This window comes from Pseudomonas sp. B3G-3, from assembly GCF_028640915.1.
Classification (GTDB): domain Bacteria; phylum Pseudomonadota; class Gammaproteobacteria; order Pseudomonadales; family Pseudomonadaceae; genus Aquipseudomonas; species Aquipseudomonas chlororaphis_I.
Genome location: NZ_JAQZAB010000133.1, coordinates 121,783 through 135,324, shown reverse-complemented (window position 1 = coordinate 135,324; position 13,542 = coordinate 121,783). Strand labels below are relative to the sequence as shown.

Below are 13,542 nucleotides of genomic sequence, written 5' to 3'. Positions count from 1 at the left end.
AAGAACAGCAGACAACGCGACTGGCGGACTTAGTCTTCCAGCAGCTCTTCAGCCTGACCCAGGATGTTCTCCAGGGTGAAACCGAACTCTTCGAACAAGGCCGGCGCAGGCGCCGACTCGCCGTAGGTGGTCATGCCGATGACGCGACCTTCCAGGCCGACGTACTTGTACCAGTAGTCCGCGTGAGCGGCCTCGATGGCGATACGGGCGCTGACCTGCAGCGGCAGGACCGACTGCTTGTAACCGGCGTCCTGAGCATCGAACACGCTGGTGCATGGCATGGACACCACGCGCACCTTGCGGCCCTGCTCGGTCAGTTTGTCGAAGGCCTGCACCGCCAGGCCGACTTCGGAACCGGTGGCGATCAGGATCAGCTCAGGCTCGCCTGCGCAGTCCTTGAGCACGTAGCCGCCGCGGCTGATTGCGGCGATCTGCACGGCATCGCGGGTCTGATGCTGCAGGTTCTGGCGGGAGAAGATCAGCGCCGAAGGACCGTCCTTGCGCTCGATCGCGTTCTTCCAGGCCACCGCCGATTCCACGGCATCGGCTGGACGCCAGGTGTCGAGGTTCGGGGTGCAGCGCAAGCTGGCGATCTGCTCGATCGGCTGGTGCGTCGGGCCGTCTTCGCCCAGACCGATGGAGTCGTGGGTGTAGACGTGGATCACGCGCTGCTTCATCAGGGCCGACATGCGTACCGCGTTGCGCGCGTATTCCATGAACATCAGGAAGGTCGCGCCGTAAGGCACCAGGCCACCGTGCAGGGCCACGCCGTTCATGATGGCGGTCATGCCGAACTCGCGAACGCCGTAGTACATGTAGTTGCCGCTGGCGTCTTCGGCGCTGACGCCCTTGCAGCCTTTCCACAGGGTCAGGTTGGAACCGGCCAGGTCGGCCGAACCGCCGAGGAATTCCGGCAGCAGCGGGCCGAACGCGTTCAGGGCGTTCTGGCTGGCTTTACGGCTGGCGATGGTTTCGCCCTTGGCCGCGACTTCGGCGATGTAGGCATCGGCCTTCTCGGAGAAGTCGGCCGGCAGGTCACCGCTCAGGCGACGCACCAGCTCGTTGGCCAGCTCAGGGAATTCGGCGGAGTAGGCGGAGAAACGCTGGTCCCACTCGGCTTCGACGGCGCGACCGGTTTCCTTGGCATCCCACTCGGCGTAGATGTCGGCCGGGATTTCGAACGGGCCGTGGTTCCACTTCAGCGCGGCGCGGGTCAGGGCGATTTCCTCGGCACCCAGTGGCGCGCCGTGGCAGTCTTCCTTGCCTTGCTTGTTCGGCGAACCGAAACCGATGGTGGTCTTGCAGCAGATCAGGGTCGGCTGCTCGCTTTTGCGCGCGGTGTCGATCGCGGTCTTGATCTCTTCAGGGTCGTGACCGTCGACGTTGCGGATCACCTGCCAGTTGTAGGCTTCGAAACGCTTTGGCGTGTCATCGGTGAACCAGCCTTCGACTTCGCCGTCGATGGAAATGCCGTTGTCATCGTAGAAGGCGATCAGCTTGCCCAGGCCCAGGGTGCCGGCCAGGGACGCGACTTCATGGGAAATGCCTTCCATCATGCAGCCATCGCCCAGGAACACGTAGGTGTGGTGGTCGACGACGTTGTGGCCGGGACGGTTGAACTGCGCCGCCAGGACCTTTTCCGCCAGGGCGAAGCCCACGGCGTTGGCCAGGCCTTGGCCCAGCGGGCCGGTAGTGGTCTCGACGCCCGGGGTGTAGCCGAACTCCGGGTGGCCCGGGGTGCGGCTGTGCAGCTGGCGGAAGCTCTTCAGGTCGTCGATGGTGACGTCGTAGCCAGTCAGGTGCAGCAGCGAGTAGATCAGCATCGAGCCGTGGCCGTTGGACAGCACGAAGCGGTCACGGTCGGCGAAGGATGGATTGCTCGGGTTGTGCTTCAGGTAGTCACGCCAAAGTACCTCGGCGATATCCGCCATACCCATAGGGGCACCGGGATGGCCGCTGTTGGCTTTTTGCACGGCATCCATGCTGAGGGCACGAATGGCGTTGGCACGCTCACGACGGCTTGGCATCGCTGATCTCCTGGGGGTTATCTAAGTCGAGTTGGATAAAACGAATCGGAAAAAGGCGTGCATTTTCCCTCAGCGGTAGGCCGGGGGCAATGACAGATAATGACTCTGGCGCGTTTTTCCGGTCGATAAAGGGGCAATCGCCTGATGAAACCATTCCGCAGTTCGTCTGTAGAACATCACGACCTCCGTTAAGTGCCATCTATCGAGCAATATCAAAACTTTTTGATATTGGTCTTGCGAGGTTGGGGGTGCGTCACTAGACTGCTGGCCTTATGAATTTACGCGCGCCCTCCATTAGCCATGATGACTGCGATGAGCTGGCGGCCCTGTGCAAGGCCGGCGGCGATCCGCTGCGGCTGAATGTATTGCGCGCGCTGGCCAACGACTCGTTCGGCGTACTGGAACTGGCGCAGATCTTCGCCATTGGCCAGTCCGGCATGAGCCACCACCTGAAGGTGCTGGCCCAGGCCGAGCTGGTGGCGACCCGCCGCGAAGGCAACGCGATCTTCTACCGGCGCGCCCTGCCCCACACCGAACTGCTGGGCGGCCGGCTGCACGCCGCCCTGCTGGATGAAGTGGATAACCTGACGCTGCCCGGCGAAGTGCAATCGCGTATCGGCCTGGTGCACCGCCAGCGGGCGGCCGCCAGCCAGGACTTTTTCTCACGGGTCGCGGAGAAGTTTCGCGCCCAGCAGGACCTGATCGCAGGACTGCCCCAGTACCGCGAAAGCGTGCTGGCACTGCTCGACAAACTGAACTTCACGGACACCGCCACGGCGATCGAAGTCGGCCCCGGGGATGGCAGCTTCCTGCCGGAACTGGCCCACCGCTTCACCCGGGTGACCGCGCTGGACAACAGCCCGGCCATGCTCGAACTGGCACGCCAGGTCTGTGAACGCGAAACGCTGGCTAACGTCAGCCTGCAACTGGCCGATGCATTGAATGGCGTGAGCCTGACGGCCGATTGCGTGGTGCTGAACATGGTCCTGCACCATTTCGCCGCGCCGGCCGATGCGCTGAAACGCCTGGCCGGCTTACTGCAACCGGGCGGCAGCCTGTTAGTGACAGAGTTGTGCAGCCACAACCAGAGTTGGGCCAGGGAGGCCTGCGGTGATCTCTGGCTGGGGTTTGACCAGGACGACCTGGCCCGCTGGGCCACCGCTGCGGGACTGGTTCCCGGAGAAAGTCTGTATGTAGGTTTACGTAATGGTTTCCAGATCCAGGTCCGCCACTTTCAGCGACCGGCTGGCGACACTCACCATCGGTAAATTTTAGGAAACCGTCGAGATGAGCGAATACTCCCTTTTCACCTCCGAGTCCGTGTCTGAAGGGCATCCGGACAAAATCGCCGACCAGATTTCCGATGCGGTGCTGGACGCCATCATTGCCCAGGACAAGCACGCCCGCGTAGCGGTGGAAACCCTGGTCAAGACCGGCGTGGCCATCGTCGCCGGCGAAGTCACCACCTCGGCCTGGGTTGACCTGGAGCAGATCGTTCGTGACGTGATCACCGACATCGGCTACACCAGCTCCGACGTCGGTTTCGACGGCGCGACCTGCGGCGTGATGAACATCATTGGCAAGCAGTCCCCCGACATCAACCAGGGTGTCGACCGTGCCAAGCCTGAAGATCAGGGCGCCGGCGACCAGGGCCTGATGTTCGGCTACGCCAGCAACGAAACCGACGTGCTGATGCCAGCCCCGATCACCTTCTCGCACCAACTGGTTCAGCGCCAGGCCGAAGCCCGCAAGTCCGGCCTGCTGCCTTGGCTGCGTCCGGATGCCAAGTCCCAGGTCACCTGCCGCTACGAAGGCGGCAAGGTAGTCGGCATCGACGCCGTGGTCCTGTCGACCCAGCACAACCCTGACGTGTCGTACAAAGACCTGCGCGAAGGCGTGATGGAACTGATCGTCAAGCACGTGCTGCCGGCCGAGCTGCTGTCCAAGGACACCCAGTTCCACATCAACCCGACTGGCCAGTTCATCATCGGCGGCCCGGTCGGCGACTGCGGCCTGACCGGTCGCAAGATCATCGTCGACAGCTACGGCGGCATGGCCCGTCACGGCGGCGGCGCATTCTCCGGCAAGGACCCATCGAAGGTCGACCGTTCGGCCGCCTACGCCGGTCGTTACGTGGCCAAGAACATCGTTGCCGCCGGCCTGGCCGAGCGCTGCGAAATCCAGGTGTCCTACGCCATCGGCGTGGCGCAACCGACTTCGATCTCGCTGAACACCTTCGGCACCGGCAAGATCAGCGACGACAAGATCATCAAGCTGGTCCGCGAAATCTTCGACCTGCGCCCTTACGCGATCACCACCATGCTCGACCTGCTGCACCCGATGTACCGCGAGACTGCGGCCTACGGCCACTTCGGCCGTACCCCGCAAACCAAGACCGTGGGTGATGACACCTTCACCACCTTCACCTGGGAAAAGACCGACCGCGCCGAAGCCCTGCGCGCCGCTGCCAGCCTGTAATCCCGGCAGCACTTACCCAAGCCCCGCACGGTTCGCCTTGCGGGGCTTTTTTGTGGCTGAAGGTTTCATGATTTGCAGGGCCGCTTACGGGAGCAAGCCTGATTCCTGCGGGTACAAGCTGGCTCGCGAAAAAACCGGCCCATCGTCAAACCCGCCCGCGAAATACCCGGCAACCCATACGCCCTTTCTCCCTCCCGCCCACCCCTCTAGCCTGCAACCTGACTCCCCCGAGCAAGGATGCTCCCCATGCCCAACTACAGAGCACTGCCCATGGCCGGCCTCCTTCTGAGCGCCATCGCCCTGCCGAGCGTCGCCAGCCCGTGCCCCGACTGGACACCCGCCCAGGCGCAAGCCGAAACGGCCACCCTGCAACAGCACATCAACCGCTGGGACGACAGCTACCACCGCGAAGGCCTGTCGCCGGTGACTGACGAACTCTACGACCAGTCCCGCGCCCGGCTCGAACATTGGCAAAGCTGTTTTCCCTCCGTCAGCGCGGAGCTCGCCAACCCGTTGCGCACCGCACGCGGCACTGTCCCGCACCCCATTCCCCATACCGGCGTGGAGAAACTGGCCGATGAAAGCGCCGTACGCCGGTGGTTCGCCGGGCGCGAGGAGGTCTGGGTACAGCCCAAGATCGACGGCGTGGCCGTGACCCTGATCTATCGCCAGGGACGCTTCCAGCAAGCCATCAGCCGTGGGGATGGCCTTCAGGGCCAGGACTGGACCAGGCCCGCGCAACTGATAAGCGCCATCCCCAAACACCTGCCCGAGCCTCGGGACCTGCTGCTACAAGGCGAGCTCTATTGGCGCCAGCACGATCACATACAGGCCAAGGCCGGCAGCCTGAATGCCCGCGGCCAGGTCGCCGGCCTATTGGCGCGCAACCAGCTGGATCCCCAGCAAGCCAGCCAGATCGGCCTTTTCGTCTGGGACTGGCCCCAAGGCCCGAGCACCCTGGCGCAGCGCCTGGACGGTCTCAAGGCCCTGGGGTTTCCCCACAGCAGCGAATACAGCCAGCGCGTCAGTACGTTCGCCGAGGTCCAGCACTGGCGAGCGCACTGGTATCGCTCGGCCCTGCCCTTCGCCAGCGATGGCATCGTCCTGCGCCAGAGCCGGCGCCCGGAAGCGCAACGCTGGCAGGCCAAGGCGCCCTACTGGATCGCCGCGTGGAAGTACCCGTTCGCCCAGGCCCTGGCCAGGGTGCGCAAGGTCGACTTCAAGATCGGTCGCACCGGCCGGATCACCCCGATGCTCGAACTGGAGCCGGTCCAGCTTGACGACCGGCAGATCAGGCGGGTCAGCGTCGGCTCGCTACCGCGCTGGCAAGAACTGGATATCCGCCCTGGCGATCAGGTATCGATCAGCCTCGCCGGCCTGACCATTCCGCGCCTGGACAGCCTGGTGCTGCGCGCATCCCAGCGTGTTCCGCTGCAGGTCCCGGACGCCTCGGCCTTCCATGCGCTCAGTTGCTTGCAGCCCCTGCCCGGCTGCAAGAGCCAGTTCCTCGCGCGCCTGACCTGGCTGAGCGGCAAGTCCGGGCTGGACCTGCCCCATGTGGGCACCGGCACCTGGGAGAAGCTGCTGGACGCAGGGCTGATCAACGGGCTGCTCGATTGGTTGACCCTCGATCCTGCAGAGCTTGCTAACATTACCGGCCTTGGCGAACGCAGCATCGCGCGTTTGCTGGGCAGCCTGCACAGCGCCCGCCAGCAGCCGTTTCAGCGCTGGCTCAAAGCCCTTGGGCTGCCACCGACCGGCAACGCCAGGCTCGAGGATGACTGGGCGGTGTTGGCGGCCATAACCACCGAACAATGGCAGGCCCAAAGCGCTATCGGCCCGGGACGCGCCGCTCAGTTGAGCGCCTTTTTCCGCGATCCGCAGGTCCTGGCCTTGATTGAAGAATTACGTGCCGCCGGAATCGAAGGCTTCTGAAGCCTTTACAACCGGCGACGTTGAACCCCGGGGACGCAGATGGCTCAAACAGCCCATCGCCCCACTCCTGCTATTCATCTTTTCACATGGAGCCTTTATGAAATTTTTTGCACCGCTCACCCTCTTCGCCGCGTTCAGCCTGACAACCCCAGCCCTGATGGCCGCCGAACAGGCCCCGGAACTCACCGGCTGCGCCGCCAAGCGCCAGGCCATCAGCACCCAGATCGAACAGGCCAAGGCCCATGGCAACAGCGAGCAACAGGCCGGCCTGGAAAAAGCCCTGAGCGAAGCCACCGCGAACTGCACCGACGCCTCGCTGAAAAAGGAACGCGAAAACAAGGTGCTGGAAGCCAAGCACGAGGTCAGCCGACGCCAGACCGACCTGGACAAGGCCATGAAAAAAGGCGACGCCGAGAAGATCAACAAGCGCAAGGACAAGCTGGCCGAGTCCCGCAAGGAATTGCAGGAAGCCCTCGACGAACTGGACAAGTAAACTCGAGCCGCTGCGGCAGATGTGCCTGCCGCAGCCACCTCAGGCAACGGGATCAGTGATCGCGAAACTCTTTATGGCAGGCACTGCAGGCATCTTCGACTTTCTGCACCGCCGGCCCCAGGTTGCTGGCCTTGTACGGCTGGACCTTACTGGCGATCACCAATTCACCGGTGGCCGCCTCCAAGGCACGGGCCAGTTCCTGGAAACGTGCCTGCTTCTGCCAGACATCGTCAGTCGCGCTGGTGTGCTCCTGCTCCTTGACCTGCGGGAAGTGCTTCCAGGGTTCGCGGGACAGGTTGTCCAGCTTGATCGCGCCTTCGGTAAAACGCGGGCCGTCGAACGGGATACGCCCACGGAGCATGCCGCCCAGGTCCTCACCGGTCTTGAGCATCTGTTTGAAGATCGCCTTGCGCTGACCCAGCGGGGAGTTCGGATCGACACCGCCGCAGGCGGACAACGTCAGGCAGGCCAGCAATACAACAGAGAGTCTTTTAAGCGTCATGGTGGCTTCGGGTCACGGGAAACGGCCGCCAGTATCCTCGCCTGTCCGGCAAAGACCAATAGCCCTATTAACAATATGGATTGCCTGAAGTTGCCATGCGCCCAGGCAAGCCACAAAGGAATTACCCAATGAACACCCGTTTCAAACTGTGGAGTCGACACCTGGCCTGGGCCTTGCCGACCGCGATCCTGCTGGCCGGATGCAATGGCGGCGAAGTCGGCAAGCCACCCCAACCCCACGCTATCGCCACCTATACCAGCGCCAGCTGGGAAGCCTTGCCCACTGTGTCCGACGACGACCTGCTGGCTGGCTTCGGCTCCTGGCGCAGCGCCTGCACCCGGCTGAAAGCCGACCCGGTGTGGGGCCCGACCTGCGCGACCGCGGCCAACGTGCCGCTCACCGCCCTCGATGTCCGCAGTTTCCTCAAGGAACACCTGGACGTCTACGGCCTGCGCTCGGCCAGCGGCAGCAGCAATGGCCTGATCACCGGCTACTACGAGCCGGTCTACCCGGGCAGCCTGACCCAGACCCAGGCCGCGTCGGTACCGGTCTACGGCGTGCCGGAAGACATGATCATCGTCGCCCTCGACAGCATTTATCCCGAACTCAAGGGCAAGCGCCTGCGTGGCCGCCTCGAAGGCCGGGTGCTGAAACCCTACGACGATGCCGCGACCATCGAGACCAAGGGGGTCAAGGCGCCGGTGATCGCCTGGCTGACCGACCCGATGAACCTGCAATTCCTGCAGATCCAGGGCTCGGGCCGCATCCAGCTGGAAGACGGGCGCCAGTTGCGCATTGGTTATGCCGACCAGAACGGCCACCCCTACCGCCCCATCGGCCGCTGGCTGGTGGATCAGGGCGAGCTGAAGAAAGAGGACGTGACCATGGGCACCATCGCGGCCTGGGCCAAGGCCAACCCCAATCGCATCCCGGAACTGCTGGGCAGCAACCCCAGCTACGTGTTCTTCAACCGCAACCCGGACAGCAACGAAGGCCCGCGCGGCTCGCTGAACGTACCGCTGACGTCCGGCTACAGCGTGGCGGTGGACCGCAAGGTGATACCGCTGGGCAGCCTGTTGTGGCTTTCCACCACCCGGCCCGATGGCAGCAGCCTGATCCGCCCGGTGGCGGCGCAGGACACCGGCGGCGCGATCGCCGGTGAGGTTCGCGCCGACCTGTTCTGGGGCACCGGCGACGCGGCCGGGCAACTGGCGGGGGACATGAAGCAGCAGGGCCAGATCTGGATGCTCTGGCCCAAGGGCGCCACGCTGCCGAAAGTGCCTCAAGTCACCGACAGCAAATAATCCTGTAGCCCCGTAGCCGCTGCCGAGCTTGCGAGGCTGCGATCGACTGCGTAGCAGGCGCAAAACCTGAGAGTGCGTTGGGCCAGGATAACCGCGACGCCCCCATTGCGGCCGCTGCGCGCCCGGTCGCAGCCTCGCAAGCTCGGCAGCGGCTACAGGTCAAATGGAGACGAAAAAGAAGCTGGCAATCAGCGCGATACCGACGAGCCACACCAGCGACCGCAGGGTCGCCCAGTCCGCCAGGTAGCAGATGATGTACAGCAGGCGGCTGGTGATGAACAGCACCGCCAGCACATCGATGGTCACCAGTTCGGCGACGTTGGCGATGTGGGCAATGATCACCCCCGCCGCGAAGGCCGGGGTCACTTCAAAACTGTTGAGCTGCGCCGCATGCGCCCGCCGGGCGAACCCCTCGAGGGTCTCGAGATAGGCCCGTGGGTCATGGTTCTGCCGCAGGCCAAAGTTGCCCCCGCTGAACTTGGCGATGCTGTTGCACAGGTAAGGCAGGAAGATGGCGATCAATACACACCAGAAAGCGACGGTCATGGCAGAGTCCTTTTTAAAGTCATGAGGGGAGCGGGGTCAGAACTTCATCACCAGCATGCCGATCAGCACCAGCCCACAAGCTAAGAGCCGAGGTCGGCCGAAAGGTTCTTTCAGGTAACGCATGCCGAACAGCACCACCAGGATCACGCTGACTTCCCGCAGCGCCGCCGCCTCGGCGATCGATCCCAGCTGCATGGCCCACAGCACCAGAGCGTAGCTGAACAATACGCAGAACCCGACGCTCAACCCCAGTTGCCATTGCTCGCGCCAGAACAGAGTGAAGGCCGCACGCTTGCGCAGCAACGCCAGCAACGGGAAGGGCCAGGCGCTGAGCAGCGTCACCCACACCAGGTAATCCAGCGGATGGGACCAACGGCGCAATGCCTGGCCGTCGATAAAGGTGTAGCAGCCGATGCACAGGCCGATCAGCGCCACCACCGGCAACATCGACCACGGCAGGCGGTCGCCGCCACCGCCCTGCCACAGCAGGCACAGCATGCCGAAAGGGATCAACAGGATGCCGAGGATCTGCTGGGGGCTGAGCACCTCGCCGGCGAAGACCAGGGTCAGGGCCAGCACCACCAGGGGCGAAAGGCCGCGCATCAGCGGATAGACCAGGCCCAGGTCGCCGACCCGATAGGCCTGGATCAGCAGGTAGCGGTAGAGCAATTCGAAAACCGCCGAGGCCAGGATCCATGGCCAGATCTCCAGCGGCGGCCATGCGACGAATCCCAGCATCAACGCCACGAACAGCAAGGCGACACTGTCCATGCAGGCCACCACCAACAAGCGCTCGCCGCTGAACTTGATCAGGGTATTCCATGCCGCATGCAGCAGCGCCGCCACCAGAACCAGAGTTGTCGCCAACACCTCACACTCCCTGTTTGCGATAAGAGAATCGATTCACCTAGGCGCTACGGCTGTCTATACTGACGCCGACCACGCCGCACTCAGTTGCGCATATCTATTCCAATAATTCCTGCTGCTGCCCGATCCGCCGGACCCGCTCCGATGGAGGAGCAAAGCCGGCATGCGTATGCCTGATCAGGGCGTCAAGACTACAGACAGAGAATCCTCGCATGCCACTCGCCTTGCTCGCACTGGCTGTTGCCGCCTTCGGCATCGGCACCACTGAATTCGTCATCATGGGCCTGCTGCCCGATGTCGCCCGCGACCTGTCCGTCAGTATTCCCCATGCGGGCCTGCTGATTACCGGCTACGCCCTGGGCGTGGTGTTCGGCGCGCCGATTCTCGCCGTCGGCACCGCCAACATGCCGCGCAAGGCTACGTTGCTGGGCATGACCCTGATGTTCATCCTCGGCAACGTGCTCTGCGCGCTGGCGCCGAACTACGCCACGCTGATGGCCGCACGGGTGATCACCGCGCTGTGCCACGGCGCGTTTTTCGGCATCGGCTCGGTGGTCGCCGCCAGCCTGGTGGCGCCGAACAAACGCGCCCAGGCGATCGCCATGATGTTCACCGGCCTGACCCTGGCCAATGTGCTTGGCGTGCCGCTGGGTACGGCGTTGGGGCAGTACGCCGGCTGGCGCTCGACCTTCTGGGCGGTGTCGGTGATCGGGGTGATCGCCGCCATTGCCCAGTGGCTCTGGCTGCCCCGGCACATCGCCATGGACAAGGCCAACCTGGCCAGCGAATTCAAGGTCCTGGGCAAGACCAACGTGCTGCTGGCCCTGGGCATGAGCGTGCTGGCGTCCACCAGCCTGTTCAGCGTCTTCACCTATATCGCGCCGATCCTGCAGGACGTCACCGGCGTCAGCCCCCATGGCGTGACCATCATGTTGCTGCTGTTCGGTGTCGGCCTGACGGCCGGCAGCATGCTCGGCGGACGCCTGGCCGACAGCCGCCTGTTGCCGTCGCTGGTGGCCATGGCGCTGGCCGTGGTGCTGGTACTGGCCGCGTTCAGCCAGACCAGCCATCTGCTGATCCCGGCGGCGATCACTTTGCTGTTGTGGGGGATTTTCGCCTTCGCCCTGTGCCCGATCCTGCAACTGCTGATCATCGACCAGGCCCATGAGGCCCCCAACCTGGGCTCGACCCTGAACCAGAGCGCCTTCAACCTGGGCAACGCCGCCGGCGCCTGGATCGGTGGCCTGGTGGTCGCCAGCGGCGCCGACCTGGCCGACCTGCCGTGGACCGGCGCGCTGGTCGGCGGGCTGACGGTGTTGACCGCGCTGCTGTTCATTCACCTGCAACGTCGCCAGGCGGCCGCGGTCAATGTATCCGGCTGAGGCCGCCGAGCGCGCGACTGACCGACAATCGCCTCTAGAACCACACACCGACCGGCTCACCGCCAGAAGAATCTGAACTTTCCTTGTTGGTGTGCCCCGGGCCGCCAGCGGCCCATCCAACCCTTGCCCGATGGTTTTCGGGCTTTCTTTTCACCTTTCTATCCAAGGGACTCCGGATGCTTGAACTCGTTGCCGCCTTCATCTGCCTGACCACCCTGCTCACCTACGTCAACTTCCGCTTCATCGGCCTGCCGCCGACCATCGGGGTGATGGTCACCGCACTGCTGTTTTCCCTGCTGCTGCAAGGCTTGAGCTTCCTCGGCTATCCCGGCCTGGAAGAGCACGTGCAACAGCTGATCGGCCAGATCGACTTCGGCGACCTGCTGATGAACTGGATGCTGTCGTTCCTGCTGTTCGCCGGCGCCTTGCACGTCAACCTCAACGACCTGCGCAGCTACCGCTGGCCCATCGGCCTGTTGGCCACGGTCGGCGTGCTGATCGCCACGTTCGTCATCGGCAGCCTGGCCTACTGGATCTTCGGCCTGTTCGGCTGGCACGTGAGCTTCCTCTATTGCCTGCTGTTCGGCGCCCTGATCTCGCCGACCGACCCGATCGCGGTGCTCGGCGTGCTGCGTACCGCCAACGCGTCCAAGCCACTGAAAACCACCATCGTCGGCGAGTCGCTGTTCAACGACGGCACCGCGGTGGTGGTGTTCACCGTGCTGCTGGGTATCGCCCAGCTCGGCGAAACCCCGACCATCGGCGCTACCGCCCTGCTGTTTGCCCATGAGGCCATCGGCGGCGTGGTGTTCGGCGGGCTGATCGGCTACCTGGTGTACCTGATGATCAAGAGCATCGAGCAGCACCAGATCGAGGTGATGCTGACCCTGGCCCTGGTGATCGGCGGCTCGGCGATGGCCAGCGAACTGCACGTCTCGGCGCCGATCGCGATGGTGGTGGCAGGCCTGATCATCGGCAACCTAGGGCGCAACCTGGCGATGAACGACATGACCCGGCGCTACCTGGACGGTTTCTGGGAACTGCTCGACGACATGCTCAACGCCCTGCTGTTCGCCCTGATCGGCATGGAGCTGTTGCTGCTGCCGTTCAACTGGCTGCACTTGCTGGCCGCGAGCCTGCTGGCGGTGGCGATCGTGCTGTCGCGCCTGCTCACCGTAGCCCCGGCCATCGTCCTGCTACGCCGCTGGCGCAGCGTGCCGCGCGGCACCATCCGGGTACTGACCTGGGGCGGCCTGCGCGGCGGGGTTTCGGTGGCGCTGGCCCTGGCCCTGCCATTGGGCCCGGAGCGCGACCTGGTACTGAGCATCACCTACATCGTGGTGCTGTCGTCGATCCTCCTGCAGGGCCTGACCATCGGCAAACTGGTGCGTCATGTCACCAAGGATGCTCCGGCCGCCGCCCAGGACGCTCACTGACAACCTGCCCCCTGTAGGAGCGAGCTTGCTCGCGATCGGCCCGTCCAGACACCGCACTGCTTCAAGCAGATCGCGTCGCCTGGCAGCCCTGATCGCGAGCAATCAAGCGTCGACCGGCTGCTCCTACAAGAAGACGGCTCAGGCGATCGGCTCGTCATCCTTGAACTGGTCCTTCACGTACCTGATCTCGGTACGACCGTGAGGGGCCGGCAGGCCGTCCTCGCCCAGGTTGACGAAGACCATCTTCTCGACGGTGAGGATGCTTTTGCGGGTGATCTTGTTGCGCACTTCACAGGTCAGGGTGATCGAGGTGCGGCCGAATTCGGTGGCGGTGATGCCCAGCTCGATGATGTCGCCCTGGCGCGAGGCGCTGACAAAGTTGATTTCGGAAATGTACTTGGTGACCACGCGCTGGTTGCCCAGCTGGACGATGGCGTAGATCGCCGCTTCTTCGTCGATCCAGCGCAACAGGCTGCCGCCGAACAGCGTGCCGTTGGGGTTGAGGTCTTCGGGTTTTACCCATTTGCGGGTGTGGAAATTCATGGGAGGGGCTCCGGGGTATTTGAGCGATT

The 13,542-nt window shown here is 64.0% G+C and carries 12 protein-coding genes; 7 read left to right on the top strand and 5 right to left on the bottom strand.

What is annotated here, in order from left to right; translation table 11 throughout:
- Positions 1-29 precede the first annotated feature (29 nt).
- On the bottom strand, positions 30-2,027 hold the full coding sequence (gene tkt / locus PVZ80_RS30745; protein ID WP_009051271.1) for a transketolase: 1,998 nt from the start codon (positions 2,025-2,027) through the stop codon (positions 30-32).
- Positions 2,028-2,299: 272 nt separating this feature from the next.
- Here tkt and PVZ80_RS30740 point away from each other — a divergent pair, with 272 nt between their 5' ends.
- The 4 genes from PVZ80_RS30740 to PVZ80_RS30725 all read left to right on the top strand — a co-directional run bounded on the left by PVZ80_RS30740 (position 2,300) and on the right by PVZ80_RS30725 (position 6,933).
- Positions 2,300-3,295: an ArsR/SmtB family transcription factor gene (locus PVZ80_RS30740; protein WP_009051272.1), complete on the top strand. Its 996-nt coding sequence runs from the start codon at positions 2,300-2,302 to the stop codon at positions 3,293-3,295.
- 19 nt (positions 3,296-3,314) lie between these two features.
- On the top strand, positions 3,315-4,505 hold the full coding sequence (gene metK, locus PVZ80_RS30735) for a methionine adenosyltransferase (protein ID WP_009051273.1): 1,191 nt from the start codon (positions 3,315-3,317) through the stop codon (positions 4,503-4,505).
- A gap of 246 nt (positions 4,506-4,751) precedes the next feature.
- Positions 4,752-6,440, top strand: a complete 1,689-nt coding sequence (gene ligB / locus PVZ80_RS30730; RefSeq protein ID WP_273864963.1) for an NAD-dependent DNA ligase LigB — start codon at positions 4,752-4,754, stop codon at positions 6,438-6,440.
- A gap of 97 nt (positions 6,441-6,537) precedes the next feature.
- A complete protein-coding gene (locus PVZ80_RS30725; protein WP_273864962.1) occupies positions 6,538-6,933 on the top strand; it encodes a DUF1090 domain-containing protein in 396 nt (131 codons plus the stop codon).
- 52 nt (positions 6,934-6,985) lie between these two features.
- Here the strand turns inward: PVZ80_RS30725 and PVZ80_RS30720 are convergent, their stop codons facing one another.
- The gene (locus PVZ80_RS30720) at positions 6,986-7,435 is read right to left on the bottom strand and encodes a c-type cytochrome (RefSeq protein WP_009051276.1); all 450 of its coding nucleotides are present in this window, start codon (positions 7,433-7,435) and stop codon (positions 6,986-6,988) included.
- A 128-nt stretch (positions 7,436-7,563) separates the two neighbouring features.
- Here PVZ80_RS30720 and mltA point away from each other — a divergent pair, with 128 nt between their 5' ends.
- On the top strand, positions 7,564-8,739 hold the full coding sequence (gene mltA, locus PVZ80_RS30715; protein ID WP_009051277.1) for a murein transglycosylase A: 1,176 nt from the start codon (positions 7,564-7,566) through the stop codon (positions 8,737-8,739).
- A gap of 159 nt (positions 8,740-8,898) precedes the next feature.
- Here the strand turns inward: mltA and PVZ80_RS30710 are convergent, their stop codons facing one another.
- The gene (locus tag PVZ80_RS30710) at positions 8,899-9,285 is read right to left on the bottom strand and encodes an MAPEG family protein (protein ID WP_009051278.1); all 387 of its coding nucleotides are present in this window, start codon (positions 9,283-9,285) and stop codon (positions 8,899-8,901) included.
- A 36-nt stretch (positions 9,286-9,321) separates the two neighbouring features.
- Complete coding sequence (locus tag PVZ80_RS30705; protein WP_038575137.1) at positions 9,322-10,155, bottom strand: EamA family transporter; 834 nt, start codon at positions 10,153-10,155, stop codon at positions 9,322-9,324.
- Between the two features lie 209 nt (positions 10,156-10,364).
- Here PVZ80_RS30705 and PVZ80_RS30700 point away from each other — a divergent pair, with 209 nt between their 5' ends.
- Together PVZ80_RS30700 and PVZ80_RS30695 are read left to right on the top strand one after the other, a co-directional pair.
- The gene (locus PVZ80_RS30700) at positions 10,365-11,534 is read left to right on the top strand and encodes an MFS transporter (RefSeq protein WP_053270111.1); all 1,170 of its coding nucleotides are present in this window, start codon (positions 10,365-10,367) and stop codon (positions 11,532-11,534) included.
- Positions 11,535-11,710: 176 nt separating this feature from the next.
- Positions 11,711-12,970 (top strand): cation:proton antiporter, encoded by a 1,260-nt coding sequence (locus PVZ80_RS30695; RefSeq protein WP_009051281.1) that lies wholly within the window; start codon positions 11,711-11,713, stop codon positions 12,968-12,970.
- A 138-nt stretch (positions 12,971-13,108) separates the two neighbouring features.
- Here PVZ80_RS30695 and PVZ80_RS30690 read toward each other — a convergent pair whose 3' ends face one another.
- Positions 13,109-13,513 carry an acyl-CoA thioesterase gene (locus PVZ80_RS30690; protein ID WP_007932525.1) on the bottom strand — a complete coding sequence of 135 codons (405 nt, stop codon included), beginning with the start codon at positions 13,511-13,513 and terminating at the stop codon, positions 13,109-13,111.
- Positions 13,514-13,542: the final 29 nt, after the last annotated feature.

Bases quoted from the DNA above. Each gene is read 5' to 3' on its own strand.
- mltA (WP_009051277.1), top strand. From the start codon at position 7,564: ATGAACACCCGTTTCAAACTGTGGAGTCGACACCTGGCCTGGGCCTTG.
- PVZ80_RS30710 (WP_009051278.1), bottom strand. From the start codon at position 9,285: ATGACCGTCGCTTTCTGGTGTGTATTGATCGCCATCTTCCTGCCTTAC.
- PVZ80_RS30695 (WP_009051281.1), top strand. From the start codon at position 11,711: ATGCTTGAACTCGTTGCCGCCTTCATCTGCCTGACCACCCTGCTCACC.
- tkt (WP_009051271.1), bottom strand. From the start codon at position 2,027: ATGCCAAGCCGTCGTGAGCGTGCCAACGCCATTCGTGCCCTCAGCATG.
- PVZ80_RS30725 (WP_273864962.1), top strand. From the start codon at position 6,538: ATGAAATTTTTTGCACCGCTCACCCTCTTCGCCGCGTTCAGCCTGACA.
- ligB (WP_273864963.1), top strand. From the start codon at position 4,752: ATGCCCAACTACAGAGCACTGCCCATGGCCGGCCTCCTTCTGAGCGCC.
- PVZ80_RS30690 (WP_007932525.1), bottom strand. From the start codon at position 13,513: ATGAATTTCCACACCCGCAAATGGGTAAAACCCGAAGACCTCAACCCC.
- metK (WP_009051273.1), top strand. From the start codon at position 3,315: ATGAGCGAATACTCCCTTTTCACCTCCGAGTCCGTGTCTGAAGGGCAT.
- PVZ80_RS30720 (WP_009051276.1), bottom strand. From the start codon at position 7,435: ATGACGCTTAAAAGACTCTCTGTTGTATTGCTGGCCTGCCTGACGTTG.
- PVZ80_RS30700 (WP_053270111.1), top strand. From the start codon at position 10,365: ATGCCACTCGCCTTGCTCGCACTGGCTGTTGCCGCCTTCGGCATCGGC.
- PVZ80_RS30740 (WP_009051272.1), top strand. From the start codon at position 2,300: ATGAATTTACGCGCGCCCTCCATTAGCCATGATGACTGCGATGAGCTG.